Annotated in this window: 14 protein-coding genes; 3 read left to right on the plus strand and 11 right to left on the minus strand. The window is 74.1% G+C overall.

From position 1 onward, the window contains the following. Window positions 1-20: 20 nt before the first annotated feature. The 9 genes from MLV88_RS02805 to MLV88_RS02845 form a co-directional block, all read right to left on the minus strand. Window positions 21-620: a PqiC family protein gene (locus MLV88_RS02805; protein ID WP_242332928.1), complete on the minus strand. Its 600-nt coding sequence runs from the start codon at window positions 618-620 to the stop codon at window positions 21-23. Beyond that, window positions 617-1,573, minus strand: a complete 957-nt coding sequence (locus MLV88_RS02810) for an MlaD family protein (protein WP_242332930.1) — start codon at window positions 1,571-1,573, stop codon at window positions 617-619. The genes MLV88_RS02805 and MLV88_RS02810 overlap by 4 nt, the downstream gene beginning before the upstream one ends. A 10-nt stretch (window positions 1,574-1,583) precedes the next feature. Beyond that, entirely contained in the window at window positions 1,584-2,336 is a 753-nt protein-coding gene (locus MLV88_RS02815) for an ABC transporter ATP-binding protein (RefSeq protein WP_242332932.1), read from the minus strand. Window positions 2,337-2,338: 2 nt separating this feature from the next. Further along, window positions 2,339-3,355 carry an MlaE family ABC transporter permease gene (locus tag MLV88_RS24435; RefSeq protein WP_242332934.1) on the minus strand — a complete coding sequence of 339 codons (1,017 nt, stop codon included), beginning with the start codon at window positions 3,353-3,355 and terminating at the stop codon, window positions 2,339-2,341. 367 nt (window positions 3,356-3,722) lie between these two features. Beyond that, the gene (locus MLV88_RS24440; RefSeq protein ID WP_242371230.1) at window positions 3,723-5,045 is read right to left on the minus strand and encodes an ABC transporter permease; all 1,323 of its coding nucleotides are present in this window, start codon (window positions 5,043-5,045) and stop codon (window positions 3,723-3,725) included. A 2-nt stretch (window positions 5,046-5,047) separates the two neighbouring features. Next, on the minus strand, window positions 5,048-5,779 hold the full coding sequence (locus MLV88_RS02830) for an outer membrane lipoprotein-sorting protein (RefSeq protein WP_242332937.1): 732 nt from the start codon (window positions 5,777-5,779) through the stop codon (window positions 5,048-5,050). Continuing rightward, on the minus strand, window positions 5,776-7,131 hold the full coding sequence (locus MLV88_RS24445) for an ABC transporter permease (RefSeq protein WP_242332938.1): 1,356 nt from the start codon (window positions 7,129-7,131) through the stop codon (window positions 5,776-5,778). Before MLV88_RS24445 ends, MLV88_RS02830 begins: the two co-directional genes overlap by 4 nt. Then, window positions 7,128-7,829 carry an ABC transporter ATP-binding protein gene (locus tag MLV88_RS02840; RefSeq protein WP_242332939.1) on the minus strand — a complete coding sequence of 234 codons (702 nt, stop codon included), beginning with the start codon at window positions 7,827-7,829 and terminating at the stop codon, window positions 7,128-7,130. Before MLV88_RS02840 ends, MLV88_RS24445 begins: the two co-directional genes overlap by 4 nt. A gap of 17 nt (window positions 7,830-7,846) precedes the next feature. Next, complete coding sequence (locus tag MLV88_RS02845; protein ID WP_242332940.1) at window positions 7,847-9,109, minus strand: hypothetical protein; 1,263 nt, start codon at window positions 9,107-9,109, stop codon at window positions 7,847-7,849. 264 nt (window positions 9,110-9,373) lie between these two features. Here MLV88_RS02845 and MLV88_RS02850 point away from each other — a divergent pair, with 264 nt between their 5' ends. Beyond that, window positions 9,374-9,574: a hypothetical protein gene (locus tag MLV88_RS02850; protein ID WP_242332941.1), complete on the plus strand. Its 201-nt coding sequence runs from the start codon at window positions 9,374-9,376 to the stop codon at window positions 9,572-9,574. A 78-nt stretch (window positions 9,575-9,652) separates the two neighbouring features. Further along, a complete protein-coding gene (locus tag MLV88_RS02855; protein ID WP_242332942.1) occupies window positions 9,653-10,297 on the plus strand; it encodes a dihydrofolate reductase family protein in 645 nt (214 codons plus the stop codon). Between the two features lie 46 nt (window positions 10,298-10,343). Here MLV88_RS02855 and MLV88_RS02860 read toward each other — a convergent pair whose 3' ends face one another. Then, entirely contained in the window at window positions 10,344-10,763 is a 420-nt protein-coding gene (locus MLV88_RS02860; RefSeq protein ID WP_242332943.1) for a hypothetical protein, read from the minus strand. A gap of 18 nt (window positions 10,764-10,781) precedes the next feature. Further along, a complete protein-coding gene (locus tag MLV88_RS02865) occupies window positions 10,782-13,493 on the minus strand; it encodes a serine/threonine-protein kinase (protein ID WP_243336748.1) in 2,712 nt (903 codons plus the stop codon). Between the two features lie 201 nt (window positions 13,494-13,694). Between MLV88_RS02865 and MLV88_RS02870 the strand changes: the two genes are divergently transcribed. After that, window positions 13,695-14,501, plus strand: coding sequence for a hypothetical protein (locus MLV88_RS02870; RefSeq protein ID WP_242332946.1), 807 nt, complete (start codon window positions 13,695-13,697; stop codon window positions 14,499-14,501). Window positions 14,502-14,540: the final 39 nt, after the last annotated feature.

Below are 14,540 nucleotides of genomic sequence, written 5' to 3' on the forward strand. Positions count from 1 at the left end.
ACGAGCGCCTCCCGTTGGGATCACCTCGACGTCGTCCCCGACCTCGCCTCGAGCGCCGCGGCGACGTCCCGGGAGAGCGTTCCGATCGTCCGGCTCAGCGCCGCGACCGTCGCCGCGACCTCCGCTCCGGCGCCGCGCTCGCGCGCGGTCGTCACCCCTTGGCTCGCGACCGCGCCACCCCGGCGCACGACCCACCGCGCCTCGAGGACGGCGGTGCCGTCAGGCTCGCCGTCGAACCGCAGCACGTCCACGGAGACCGACCACTCCGGCGCGGCGCTCACGGCCCACGGCCACCCGAGCACCTCGCTGGCCGGGACGGCCACCCGCAGGTCCTCGGCGAGCACGCGCGTGAAGAGGACGTCGAGCGGCGCGGCCCAGCGATCGACGCTCGCCACCTCCACGCGCGCGGGACCGGCGCGCGTCACGAGCTCCGGCCGGTCGAGGTAGGCGGGGAGGCGCACCGGCCCGACGCCGAGCACGGGCAGCGCGGGGCGGGTCGCGGAAGGTGAGGTCGCCTCGGCCTCGAGGAGGTAGTAGCGGGTCCGCTCGGGTCGCGGGCCGAGCGAGAGGCACGCCGCGAGCAGCGCGAGCGGCGCCACGAGCGCGTTCGCGCGGCTCATCGCCCGTCCTCCGCCCTGCCGCGGAGGAGCGCGCTCGGATCGCGATCGAGCCGCTCCGCGAGGTTGCGCAGCGACCGGCTCGTGCTCTGGAGCTCGGCGAGCGTGCGCGTGAGCTGCCACGCGAGCGGCGAGGCGGGGTCGAGGAGCTCGTCCACGTGCCGGACCGCGGACTCCGCGTGCTCGAGCGTCGCGCGGAGCTGGACGACCGCGGCGCGCGTGTCCGCGGCGAGCGGCGTCACGGACGCGTCGACGGCGCGGGCCGCGCTCCCCACCGAGGCGATCGCGGCGTCCGCCGCACGCAGCGTGCCCGGCAGCCGCGCGACGGCGGCGTCCACGCCGCCGGCGGTCCGCTCGAACGAGCGCGCGGCGGCGCGAAGATCGGCCACGAGGCCGTCGAGATCGAGGGACTGGAGCTTGGTGAGGAGCTTCGAGGCGTCCGCCTGGAGCGCGGCCAGGCCAGGCTCCGAGTAGACCGGGATCTCCGGGTACGGGAGCCGGAGCGGTGACGGCTTCGCGGGCGGCGCGTCGGGCAGGATGTCGAGGGTGACGTAGCGACGGTTCGAGAGGTAGCTCTCGAGCGCGAGCCGCGCGCGGAGGCCGTGGTCGACGAGGGTGCGCACCGCCCGCGGGTCCGAGAGGTCGATCTCCCCGCCCATCTCGCGGATCCGCGTCTGGTTGAGCTCGATCACGACCGGCATGCGCAGCTCCCGCAGCGGCTCGGTGGCGGAGCCCATCGAGAGGTGGATGCTCGTGACGCGCCCCACCGGGACGCCCCGGAACTTCACCGGCGCGTCCACCTCCAGCCCGGCGAGGTCCTCGGAGAAGACCACCACGAACCGGACCCGGGCCTGCAGGATGCGGCCGGCGCCGAGGTAGACCGCGGCGACGACCCCGAGCGCGACGGCGGCGATGACGAACGCGCCGACCAACTTCGGATCCAACCTCCGCGGCATGAGACCTCCTTCACGGACTGGCCACGCTCCCGGCGAAGAACGCGCGAACCGGCGCCGGCCCCTGCGCGCGCAGCTCGGACGGAGGTCCTTCCGCGATCGCGCGCCGGGCCTCGCCGTCGAGGAACAGCGCCCGCGTCCCGACCCCCAGGATCGTCGCGACGTCATGGGTGACGATGACCGCGGTCGTGCCGAGCGCGTCGCGAAGCTGCAGGATGAGCGCGTCGAGCCGGCGCGCGGTGGGCGGGTCGAGGCTCGCCGAGGGCTCGTCGATGAGCAGGATCTCGGGGTCGAGCGAGATGGCGCGGGCCAGCCCGGCGCGCTTCTGCATCCCTCCCGACAGCTCCCACGGGTAGTAGTCCTCGAAGCCGCGCAGGCCGACGAGCGAGAGCTTGAGCCGCACGACGGCGCGGATGGCCGCGGCGCGGAGCGAGGTGAACTGCTCGAGCGGCAGCGCGACGTTCTCGGCGAGCGTCATGGACGTCCAGAGCGCGCTCCCCTGGAACAGGACGCCGACGCGCCGGAGCATGCGCTCCCGCACCTCCGGGGGCGCGCTCGTGAAGCTCTCGCCGCCGTAGCGGACCTCACCGCCGGTGGGCTCCTGGAGGCCGAGGAGGTGGCGGAGCAGCGTGGTCTTCCCGCAGCCGCTCGCGCCCATCACCACGAAGATCTCGCCGCGCCGCACCGTGAAGCCGAGATCGCGGATGACCACGCGGTCCCCGAACCTCATCGTGAGCTCGCGTACGCTGATGACCTCGTCGCCCACGGTCACCACCCGAGCAGGAAGAACACGTACTGGTAGACGCCGCAGGCGGCGATGATCGAGACGATGCCCGTCACGACCGCCTCCGTCGCCGCGTCGCCGACGCGGGCCGCGCTGCGCTCCGCTTGCATGCCCCGCAGCGTGGCCGTGAGCGCGATGAGGAGCCCGTACGTCGCGCCCTTCACGAGCCCGCCCAGGAGATCCCCCGCCGTGACGGCGAGCGCCGTCTGCCGCACGTAGCCGGCGAAGGGCTGGTGCAGCATCGTCGTGGCCACCACGGCGCCTCCGAGGATGCCGGTCGCGTCCGCGAAGAGCGTCAGGAGCGGCGTCATCGCCGTGAGGGCGAGGACGCGGGGGACGACCAGGAACTCGGTCGGCGAGATGCCGAACGTCCGCAGCGCGTCCACCTCCTGCGTCACCTTCATCGTGGCGATCTGCGCGGCGAACGCGCCGCCGCTCCGCCCCGACAGCGTCACGCCGGTGATGAGGGCGGCCATGTCGCGGACGACGGCGATCCCGACGATGTCGGCGACGTAGGTCTCCGCGCCGAAGAACCGGAGCTGCGTGATCCCGACGAAGGCGAGGATGATCCCCACGAGGAAGTTCACGAGCGCGACGATGGGGAGCGCCTCGGCGCCGGATTGCTGGACGACGAGCCACAGGTCCTGGGAGCGGTAGCGGGCGCGCCCGCCCGCGAACCTCCCGAGCGCGAGCGCGGTGTCGCCGACGAAGGCGACCGCGTCGAGCAGCTTCACGTGCCGCTTCAGGGCCCGCACCCCCACGCCCTCGATCCCGCCGGGCCTCGGCGCCGCCCGCTCGGCGGGGGCGGCGGACTCCTGCGCGATCCCGAGGAGCCGGCCGACCTCGGGCGGGAGCCCGCTGGTGTCCACCGGCGTGCCGCGGGCGCGGCAGCCCTCGAGCACGGCGCCGACGAACACCACGAGGGCGCTGTCCCACGCGGCGAGCCCCTGCCCGTCGATCGTGACGCTCGGTGCGGGCGCGCGGTCCAGCTCGCGCCCCACCTCCTCCGCGCGCGGCAGGCCCTCCGCGATATGCCAGGGCCCGGCGAGGCGAACGCGCAGCGATCCGTCGACGGCCCGGCGCAGCTCGACCGTCGCACGCGCCTTCGCCGCCGGGCCGCGCCCCGCGATCCGGCGGAGGAGCGCAAGGCCGGCTGGCCGGGCTGGGTCGTGTTCGCGAATCGCGAACCTCCGCCCGCATCGTAGCGCCGCTCCTCACGCACCGTCCGGACCCGGGCGGGCGGCTCCGAACGGCCGCGACCGCGTGACGCCCCGAGCATCGATGCGCGACGGCGCGCACCGTGCGGCGACGTGCCGGGGCCACGAGCGCGCCGGTTCTCGGTCGACGCCCCCGAGCGAGCGCCGCTCCTCACGTGTGCGAGAGCACGTCCGGGATCCGGGCCCGCGCGGCCCGGCGCGCGGGCAGGACCGCGGCGGCAGCGGCCACGGTCGAGAGGAAGACGGCCGCGGCGGACCAGGTGCGCGGGAGGTACCGGACCCCCAGCGCGATGGGCTGGGCGAGCAGGCCAGCGTCGTAGGTGATCCCCGCGGCGTTCGTCGCGGCGGCGAGCGCCAGCGTCGCGACGAGCCCGATGGCCGAGGCCACGACGGCGAGGAGGGCCGCCTCCAGGGCGAAGAGGGCCACGATCTGCCGCCGCAGGAACCCGAGGCTGCGGAGCGTCCCGATCTCGCGCGTCCGCTCGCTCACCGCCTTCGCCATCGTGGTGAGGACCGTCATGCCCGCGATGAGCACGACGACGAACGCCATCAGGGAGCGGAAGACGCCGAGCACCTTCATCCCGCGCATGTGCTCCACGCCCGCCGTGTGCTCGCGCCAGGGCACCGCGTGGAGCGCCAGCCCCTTCGCCGCCGCCGCCCGCTCGAGCTCGCGCCCGAACGCGGAGGCGCGGCTCGGATCGCGCAGGAGGAGCAGGTACATCGAGAGGCCCTTCGTATCGAGGAGCCTCTGCGCGAGCGAGAGCGGCATGTTCGCGAGCTTCGCGTCGAGGTCCGTGGTGCCGCCGTCGATGAGGCCGACGACCTCCGGCTCGACGACGTTGAGCTGACCCGACGCGGTGCTCGCGACGAGCTGGACGCGCGGCCGCCGGCAGGCGAGGGGGCGCTCCTCGGGGATGAGCGTGCCGTCGCGCCGCCGCGCCGGCGCGTGGCCCGCCGGCTCGCAGTCGAGGAGGCTCCCGAGCCCCATCCCCAGGTGGACGGAGCTCTCGGGCGCGAGCTGGAGAGGCCTCCCGGCGACGGCGTTCCAGGCGAAGCGCCGCCGGAGCCTCGCGCCTTCCACGGGATCGAAGGCGAAGGCGACGAACGGCGCGCTCGCCTTCCCGGCGCTCGCGACCCCCCAGGCATAGAGCAAGCGCATCCGCGCCTCGACCTCGCCCGACCGGTCCGCGAGGAACCCGTCGAGGAACGCCCGCTCGCGCTCGCCGAGCAGGACCATCCCCGCCGTGCCCTGGTCGACGTCGCTCGCGCCGGCGGGCTCGATCATGAGGTCGCCCAGCATGAACATCTCGGCGAACATGTTCGCGCTGTTCTCGCCGAGGAAGGTCATGTACCCGTCGAACAGCGAGATCGCGACGAACCCCACCGCGATGGCGAGCATCGAGCCGAGGCTGTGCCGCGCGTTGCGCCGGACGTTGCGCCAGGCGATCCGGAGGAGCGGGGGCGAGGAGCGCACGATCACCTCACGACGTTGTTCACGTTGAACACGCTCGCGGCGTGCGTCTCGGCGCGCGGCGCCTGGAACTCGAGCACCGTCACGTTCCCCGCGCCCATGGCGTCGCGGATGATCATGCGCGAGACGAAGTCGATCTCCTCGCCGCCGGCGAGCCGCACCCGGTTCCCGTACTCGAACGTCGCCGCCTTGAACACGTCGCCCCCCACCGTGAGGAACTCCGCCTTCACCCCGAGGCGGCGCTTCTTCGAGATCCAGTAGCGGATCCGGTCGTAGGTGACGTCCTTGGAGCGGGCCTTCAGGTCGAGCCGCCAGGAGGGCTCGCCGTTCACGTCCTCCTCGCCGGCGATCGTCCCCTCGTAGTCGCGCGCGTAGTTCGTGCTCGAGATGTCGCCGTTCGCGGCCTCGCCCTGGAGCCGCTGCCGGGCGGAGATCGAGATGGGGCGGCGGAGCCCCGGCTTCACCCACCAGATCGACCGGTTGTTGAAGAGGATCACCTCGCCCTTGCGGCGGGGGGGCCCGAGCGCCTCGGCGAGGCCGTCGTTCCCTCGCGCGCGGATGAGCCAGCTGCTCTTCGAGACCGAGCCCTCGTCGGTGGCCACCACCGCGACCGTCCACGTGACGCCGCGCTCGAGGCCCCCGCGGGCGCGGTCGGAGTCCCTGAGCAGCGTCCCGGCGTCCGGCGCCGCCGCGGCGCCCGCGAGGAGGAGCGAACCGACGAGGAGCACCGCGTTCATGCCGCCACCTCCACGATGAGCTTCGCCACCCGCTCGCGGACGCGACGACGCACCGCGACCCACGTCGCCCCGAGCGCGAGGACGAGGAGGAGCGCCGCCGCCCCCACCCACATGCCGGCGCTCGGCGCGATCACGAGCGGGATCGTTCCGCCCACTCCGGGCGGCTGGAACCGCACCTTCGCGGCGCGCACCCCCGCGGAGACCGCGAGCGCGAGCACGAGCCCGGCGGCGATGGACAGCCCCGCGAGCGTCGCCGCCTCGCGGAGGAACACGCCCAGGAGCTGACGCCGCGTGAACCCGAGCGAGCGGAGCGTCCCGATCTCGCGCGTCCGCTCGAGCACGGCGAGCGTCATCGCATTGAGGACGGAGAGCGCCACGACGTTCGCGAGGAGGAGCCCGATGAAGGTGACGACGGCGCCGATCGTCTCCATCGTGCCCACGTAGTACGGGTTCGCCTTCGGGTCGTCGTACGGGTAGATGGAGACCTCGAGCCCCGCGGCCGCGAGCTTCTGCGACAGGTCCCTCGCCACCGCAGCCGTGTCCCGGTGATCATGGAGATAGGCGGCCACGTAGGTCACGCGGTCGGTGTCGTACAGGCGCTGGAAGAGATCGAGCCCGGCGACGAGCCCTGCCTGGTCGCCGTCCACCGTCCCCGCCTGGAAGAGGGACACGAGCCGCGCGTCCATCGCCCCGAAGCTCCCCTCGTGCGTCTGGACCGCGAGCTGGACCCACGGATCCGCCGCGATCCTCGCCTTCACGTCGGGCGCCTCGCACTCCAGGGCGCCAGGCGCGACCGCCGCCTCCCTTCCGGTCACGGCCGCTTTCCCGAGTCGCGCGCCCCCGAGGCCGACCGAGAGCGCGACGGGGCTCTCCTCGCCGGCGGCGTCGGGCAGCGGGCGGCCGGCGCGCGGGCGCGCGACGTCCCGGAGCGGCTCGAGCTGCGGGTGCGAGAGGATCCGGCGCTCCACGTCGAGCTCGATCCCGAGGCCGCGAAACGGGAACGTCTTGCACCCGTTGCCGGCGATGCCGGTGCCCAGGAGGTAGCGCCCACAGAACTCGACGCGCGGATCGGCGCGCAGCGCCGCGAGGATCTCCTCCTGCGCCGCGGCGTCGAGGGTGTAGGCCGCCGGCTTCGTCTGCGCCTTGCCGAGCCCGCCGCGCGCATAGACGGCCAGGTGGCCGGAGTGCTGGAGGTACACGGAGGAGAGGCGGATGAGCCCCTCGTTCCCGTTCGCGTACCCGCCGAGGAGGACGAGGCCCGCGTACCCGAGGGCGATGGCCGCGCCGGTGACGAGGTTCCGCCGGCGGTTCCGGGAGAGGTTCCGGAGCGCCAGCTTCCACCCGCCGGTCACGCCGCCGCTCCCGAGGCGGCGCCGTCGAGGCGCCCGTCGCGGATGCGCACGTGCCGGCCGACGCGTGCCATGAGCTTCTCGTCGTGCGTGGAGAAGAGAAACGTGACGTTCCGCTTCTGGTTCAGCTCCACCATGAGGTCCACGATTCGCCGGGCGGTCTCCGAGTCCAGGTTCGCGGTGGGCTCGTCCGCGAGGACGAGGATCGGCTGCGTCACGAGCGCGCGCGCGATGGCGACGCGCTGGCGCTGCCCGCCGGAGAGCTTGTCGGGCGGATGCCGCGCGTAGTCGTGGAGCCCGACGTCGTCGATGGCGCGGTGGACGCGCTCGCGTCGCTCGACCTTCGAGAGGTGCGAGTGGACGAGGAGCGGCAGCTCCACGTTCTCGTACACGTCGAGCACCGGGACGAGGTTGAACGACTGGAAGATGAACCCGATCTTCCGGTTGCGGAGCCTGCTCCGCGCGTCGTCGGCGAGCGTCGCGGCGTCCACGCCCTCGACGAGCACGCGGCCCCTGTCCGGCTCGTCGATGCAGCCGGCGAGGTTCAGCAGCGTGGACTTGCCGGAGCCGGACGGCCCCACGAGCGCGGTGAACTCGCCCGCGTGCAGCTCGAGCGTGATGCCGCGCAGCGCGGGCACCTCCGTCTCGCCGAGGCGGTAGATGCGATGCACGTCCTCGAGCCGGATGAGCGCCTGCGACATTGCCATTCCTCCCTCCGTCACCAGCTCACGACCGCGCCGACGACCGCGGTCGCACGCAGGAGCCTCGACAGCGCGCCGCGGTACGTGCCGTGCGTCCCCATGGCCGAGGCGAAGAGGACGAGCGAGTCCGTCGCGTCGAAGCTCGCGGTCGCGAACGCCGCGCCGGAGCCGTCCTCGAGCGCGGCGAGATAGCGAAGCTGGAGCGACGTCCTCTTCGCGGGCGGCAGGTCCGGCAGGCGGAGCGAGGCGTACGCGTGCTGCCGGCCGACGATCTCGAAGCCGGGCTCGAGCCAGGCCGCGAGGCTCTCGGGCGCGGGCGCGTCGCTCGCGAAGGACACCGCGCGTGCCCCGAGGGCCAGCTGCGCCTCGGTCCAGCCCGCCTCGTCGAACACGTACTCGAGCCGGAGGTCGGCCCCACCCGCGAACGTGTAGCGGACGCCCCCGAGCGCGAGCGTGCGGAGGCCGCGGCCCGTCCCGGTCTGCCGGAACGAGACGGTCCCGGCGCCGTCCACGGGATACCAGGCGCGCGAGCCGGACTGGTGGACCGCGTCGGCGTAGATCGAGAGCCCGTCGGTCAGCGAGACGGCTCCGTACTCGCCGAACCAGCCGCGCGAGCTCTCGCCGGCGCCTCCGGTGACCCCGAGGTAGCCGCCGCCATCGGGCGCCGACCACTCGGCCTTGGCCTGCGCCTTCGGCTCGAACGGCTCCCGCGCGACGAACGGCTCGGCGCCGTTCGGCTCGATCTCGGCGAGGACGACGGCGCTCCACGCGGACCCGAGCGAGACGTTCACGCGCGCGAGGTGCTTCCCACGCACCGTGTAGAGCGGATCGCGCAGGAACCCCGTCTCGTGGAAGATCCGGTTCGACGGGCTAACGAGCTCCGCGGGGCCCCACTGGAAGTTCTGGAGCCCGTAGGCGAGCGCGAGCCGATCGGAGACGCGCCAGGCACCGTACAGCTCGAGCCACTCCGCGGAGGCCTCGCGCTCTTCGGCCTGCCACTCGCTCGCGGCGCGGGACTTCGTCACCTGCACGCGCAGGCGCGGCCGGGCGAAGAGCTGGAGGATCGACCCGTGCTCGACCCGCAGGTCCGGACGCAGCTCCGACCCGCCCGCCGCCTGCGGCGCGCCGAGGACGTTCCGCGGATTCTGATCCGTGTCGCGGGGAGACGATCCGCCGACCGCGGTCACCCACTCGAGCCTTCCACGGAACGTGAACGCTGGCAGCTCCGCGACGGCGCCCTCGTCTGCCGCGGCGGTCGCGCACAGGAGGAGCGTCGCCACGGCGACGATCCTGCACGCATGCGTGCGATAGAGCGCCCCCATCGGTGCGTTTCGGACTACACGGTGCGTACGAGCATGTCAAACGGTCCGGGCCGGACGATCTCGCGCTCCCGACGGTCTCGTGGAGCACACGCGTCCACGTCAGAGGCGAGACCGGCGCTGCGGCGCTGCGCCGGCAAGCACCCCGCGGGAGGCGTTCCGCCGCTCGGAGGCACGGCCCAGCCGAGCGTTGCGGCGGCGTGCCGCAGCGGACATCCATGTCTCATGAACTCCGCGACGGAACCCCATGCCGACACCGCTTCGAGGTACCTCTCCCGCCCCGGCTCGAGCGCGGACGACTTTCCCGAGTGCGACCGGTGTGGCAAGGCCTTGAGCCGCGAGGCGGCGCTCGAGCGCGTCCAGCCTGGCGCCGACGACACCGAGCCTGTCTTTCTCTGCACCGGCTGCGAGCTCGGGGGCGACTAGCCCGCGGCGCACGCAGGAACCCGGTTCCGATCCGCCGCCGGGCGCCGTCGCGCGTCACGCGCGGCGCTGGAGTCCTCGATGTCCAAGCTGCGCTTCAGGATCTCGATGTCCCTGGACGGCTTCGTGGCCGGTCCGCGTCAGAGCGTGGAGAACCCGCTCGGCGAGGGTGGCATGCGCCTGCACCAGTGGGCGCTCCCGCTCGCCGTCTGGCGCGCGCCGCATGGCCTCCAGGGTGGAGAGGTGAACGAGAGCACCCCCGTCGTCGAGGAGTCTCTCGTGAACATCGGCGCCACGGTGATGGGGCGGAACATGTTCGGGGGCCACCCCGGACCGTGGAATCCCGAGAGCCCCTGGAACGGCTGGTGGGGGGCCAATCCACCCTTCCACCACCCCGTCTTCGTGCTCACCCATCACGCGAGAGAGCCGCTCGTCCTCGAGGGCGGGACGACCTTCACGTTCGTCACCGACGGCCCCGACTCCGCGCTCGAGCAGGCCCGGCGCGCCGCGGGGGGAAGGGACGTGTCGCTCGCGGGGGGCGCGAGCGTGGCCCGGCAGTATCTCGCCGCGGGCCTCGTCGACGAGATGGAGCTCCACCTCGTGCCCGCGCTGCTGGGCTCGGGCGAGCGGCTGTTCGACGGCGTCGGCGACGACCTGCGCGGCCTCGAGCTCGTGCGCACGGTGGCCGCGCCGGGCGTGGTCCACCTGAAGTTCGCGCGGAGGTGATCTCAGGCAGCAGTCGGCGCCGGGCGAGGCGAGCGAGCGCGACGCCCTACTGGATGATGACCTCCGGGCAGCCCACGTCCAGGTAGAGCTTGTCGCCCTTGCGGATCGCGAGCTGGTACGTGTGGACGCCCTTCAGGTCGCGGAGGGTGGCGCGCGCGATGGGGCCGGACGCTCCCCAGCGGGCGACCGCGAACAGCGCCTTCGCCTTGTCGTCGACGACGAAGTCCCCGGGGAGGGAGCTCACCTCCACGCCGCTGCCGTATTCCTCGTCACGCTCGTTCCGCCCGGCGAGCGCTGCGCCGTCCCTGAAGACGAGCACGAACGAGTCCGCTCCCGGCGCCTGCCACTGGACGACCTCGCCCGCCGCGGCCCTGACGATCGTGGGGCTGACGGTGAGGGTGTCGTCGTGCACGATGATGTTCACGAAGGCGCTCGGTTCCACCTGCTTCTTCTTGGCGTCGGGCATCTGCTCTCTCCTTGACGGTCACTTCGGGTTCGATACCGCCGGCTCCTTGCGATCGACGAGCGCCCGGAAGCGCGGATCCCGTCCGAGCAGCGCGAGCGGCGGCGCGTTCCGGATGAACTCCCGCGGGTAGCCGGCCTCGAGCGCGGCGCGCACGGCGTCGAGCGCGCGCTCGGTGTCGCCCGCGTCGGCCTTCACGAGGGCGGACCGGAAGAGCACGAGCCCATCGCCGGGAGCGAGCCGCAGCGCCTTCCCGATGCTCGCCGCCGCCTTGTCCCGCTCGCCGAGCGCGGCCTCGTGGATGGCGAGCCTCGACCAGGGCTCGGCGCTGCGCGGATCGACGGCGAGCTCCTTCTCCAGGAGCGCGATCGCCTGCCGGTAGTCGCGCGCGGCGTCCTCGGCCAGCCCCGACCAGCGCTCCGAGTCGGCCAGGGCGCCCCACACGCGCGCGTCGCTCCGGCCGAGCCGGACCGCCTCGCGGTACGCTGGCACGGCGTCCCGGAACCGTCCTTCGTAGAAGTAGACCGCGCCGAGGTTCGCGTGCGCCTGCGCGGTGGGGCGGAGCGAGAGGGACCTCTCGAGCGCGGCCGCGGCCTCGTCGTGCAGCCCGAGGCGCAGGTAGAGGCCGCCGAGGTTCGCGTAGCCCGCGTAGTTGTCGGGCGTGAGCTGGACGACGCGCTGGAACAGCGGCAGCGCCTCGGTGAGCCGCTCGTGCCGGTTGTAGAAGACGCCGAGGTCCTTGTACGCCGCCCAGGAGCTGGGCCGGAGCTGGATGGCGCGCCGGTAGGTCGCCTCCGCCTCCTGTGTCCGCCCCGCGGCGTCGTAGGCCCGCGCCAGCTCGCGGTACGCGTCGGCGCTCGCGGGCTCGAGCTCGAGCGCGCGCTCGAAGCTCCGGATCGCGCTCGCGTGGTCGCCGGAGGCCGCGTGGACGAGCCCCATCGTCAGCTGCACGGGGGCGAGCCGCTCGTCGAGCTCGATCGCGCGCCGGCCGCTGGCCCGCGCCTGCTCGAGGAAGCGTGCGTCCTTCGTGAGATCGTACCGGCGGAGGAAGGCCTCCGCCTTGCCGGCGTGGGCGAGGGCGTACGCGGGATCGCGCACCAGGGCCTGGTCGAACACGGCCACCGCGCTGTCGAGGTTCTCGGCGCGGTCGTACCGCTGCAAATAGCCCCTCCCCTCCAGGTAGAACTCGTAGGCGCCCGGCGCGGGCGGCGGATCCGCGAACGCGCTCCGCCCCGCCTCGGGCCCGAGCTCGATCTCGAGCATCTCGGCCACGCGCTCGACGAGCGCCCGCTGCAGCGCGGCAGCGTCCGCCCTCGGCGCCTCCACGTCGCGCGCGGCGACCACGAGCAGCGTCCTCGCGTCCACGAGGTCCGCGGCCACGACGACCCGATCGCGATCCCAGTGGACGCTCCCCGTGACGGCGAGGGTCGCGCCGAAGGCGGACCGCGCCTCCTTCGCGCTCGCCACCTTCTCCTTCAGCACGTCGCTCGGGGAGACGACGCGCAGCGAGCTGCGGAGCTGCTCGAGCTGGCGCAGCTTGTTCGTGACGAGCTCGACGAGGCCGGCCGAGAACGCCTCGTCCGAGCGGCTCCCCCCCACCTGACGGAACGGCAGCACCGCGACCAGCTTCTCGTCGGGGAGCGCCGGGCGGCGCGCGAAGCCCAGGAGGTGCTCGCGGACGGCGGGCGACGCCGCGACGGCCGCGACGACGGCGACCGCGGCGATCGCCGAGGCGAGGACGAGCGCGCCGGCGCGCCCGGCGAGCCGCCGGCGAACCCGGGCGAGCCGGCGACGAGGCCGGGCGCGGGCCGCGGGGGCGTCGGCTCGCTCCGGTCGCTCGAGGTCGCGCTGGAGAACGGTGAGCGCCCCGAGCACCTCGCCCAGGTCGCGCGGGCGCTTCACGGGATCCACCTCGAGCATCCGCCCCACGAGCTCGCCGAGCGCGGGCGCGTCCGGCACCTCGAGCGCCGCGACGCGCGCCCTCCCCTCCCCGCGGGCCGGCGAGCCGGCCAGCAGGCGGTGGAGGATCGCACCCAGCGCGAACACGTCGGTCCGCTCGTCCTCCGGGGCGCCCCGGCGCTGCTCGGGCGCCATGTACTCGACCGTCCCTCCGTCCACCTTGCGCTGGCCGAACGCGTGCGCGAGGCCGAGGTCGAGGACCTTCACCTGCCCGTCCTCGCAGAGGAACACGTTCGCCGGCTTGAGGTCGCGGTGGATGACCCCCTGGCCGTGCGCGTGCGCGACCCCCTTCGCGACCTCCGCCGCGATCCGGACCGCTTCACGCAGCGGCAGCTCCCCGGCCTGCAGCCGCTCGGCGAGCGTCTCCCCGCGCAGGAGCTCGAGGATGAGGTACGGCCCGTGCTCGCTCCGGCCGGCGTCGTGGAGCGTCACGATGTTCGGGTGCGACAGCCGCGCGGCGAGCTCCGCCTCGCGAAGGAGCCGCTCCTCGCGGGCGGCCACTCGCGTCTCGAGCCGCACCGCCTTGAACGCGACCGATCGCCCGAGCTCGGTGTCGCGGGCCTCCCACACGATCCCGAACCCGCCCCGGCCGATCTCGCGCACGAGCTCGAAGCGGCCGATCGCCGCGCCGGGCCGCAGCGCGCCCTCCCACGAACCCGGACGCACCGCGGGCGCGCGCGCCAGCTCCTTCAGGAGCGCGGAGAGCGAGCGGGCCACGGGCGGCGCCGCGGCCGCCGCGCCGCGAATCTCGTCGCGCTGCTCCTGCCTTGCCACCTCGGACCCCGCGAGCGGAAGTGATGCTCTCGTGTCGAATTCGCCGCGTGCGGTCGAGGCGCACGTCACGGAGGGGCTCGGGCCGACCCTCTACGGCGAGCCGGCCGACCGCCCGGCCTGCGGGCGCGGCCGCGGAGCCGGCGGCGCGGCACGGTCGGTGCGCGGGGTCCGTCCCTGTCGCCGGTCTGTTACGGTGACCGGATGAAGCTCGTGGCCCTCGTCCGCCCCGCGATGCGCCCCGACGAGGCGGCGCACGCGGTGGCCGACGCCGCGGGGCTGACGCTGGCCGAGGCTCGCATGCGCCTCGCCCCCGAGCCACCCGCGCTCCTCGCCAGACTCGCGCCGGACGAGGCCGACCGGCTCGTCCTCGCGCTGCGCGAGGCCGGGCTCGCGGCCGTGGCGGTCGAGGCCCGTTGCCCGTCCGACCGGGAACGCATCGTGGCTCACTCCTTTGCACTCGACGACCTGGGGCTCACGCTCACGCCGCGGTTCGGGGAGCCGACGACGTTCGCGTGGGCCGACGTGACGGCCCTGTTCCGCGGCCTCCGCGCCTCGCGGTCCGAGGTCGAGCGCCTCGAGAAGTCGAAGCGCTTCTCGGTCGGCAGGGCCGTGCTGACGGGCGGCCTCGGCATGACTCGCACCTCCACGCAGGCGGTGCGCTCGTCGAAGGAGGAGCTCGAGCAGGTGATCCTCGTCTACGCCCGCAGTGGACGCGCGGCGACGCTCTCGGAGACCCAGCTCGACTTCTCCTGCCTCGGGGCCGGGATGCAGCCCTCGAGCACCGGCAACATGCTCGAGCTCTCGCGGAGGCTGCGCGAGAAGGCGAGGAGCGCGTTCTACGACGAGCGGCTCATGCGCCTCGGTCGCCGGCCGCTGCCCTTCGTCGCGGCGGGGGAGTCGGGCTCGGTGACGCCCACGAGGACCACCACCCGCACGGACACGAGCGGCTCGCTCGACACGCTCGCCGAGGTGATGCGGCAGGCCCTCGGCGAGGGCCTGCTGCCGTGACGACGAGGCCGCCGCGGGCCGGTAGCGCGGCCGCGCGAC

Origin of the sequence: Anaeromyxobacter soli (assembly GCF_022808855.1) — a bacterium.
GTDB classification, from domain to species: Bacteria; Myxococcota; Myxococcia; order Myxococcales; family Anaeromyxobacteraceae; genus Anaeromyxobacter; species Anaeromyxobacter soli.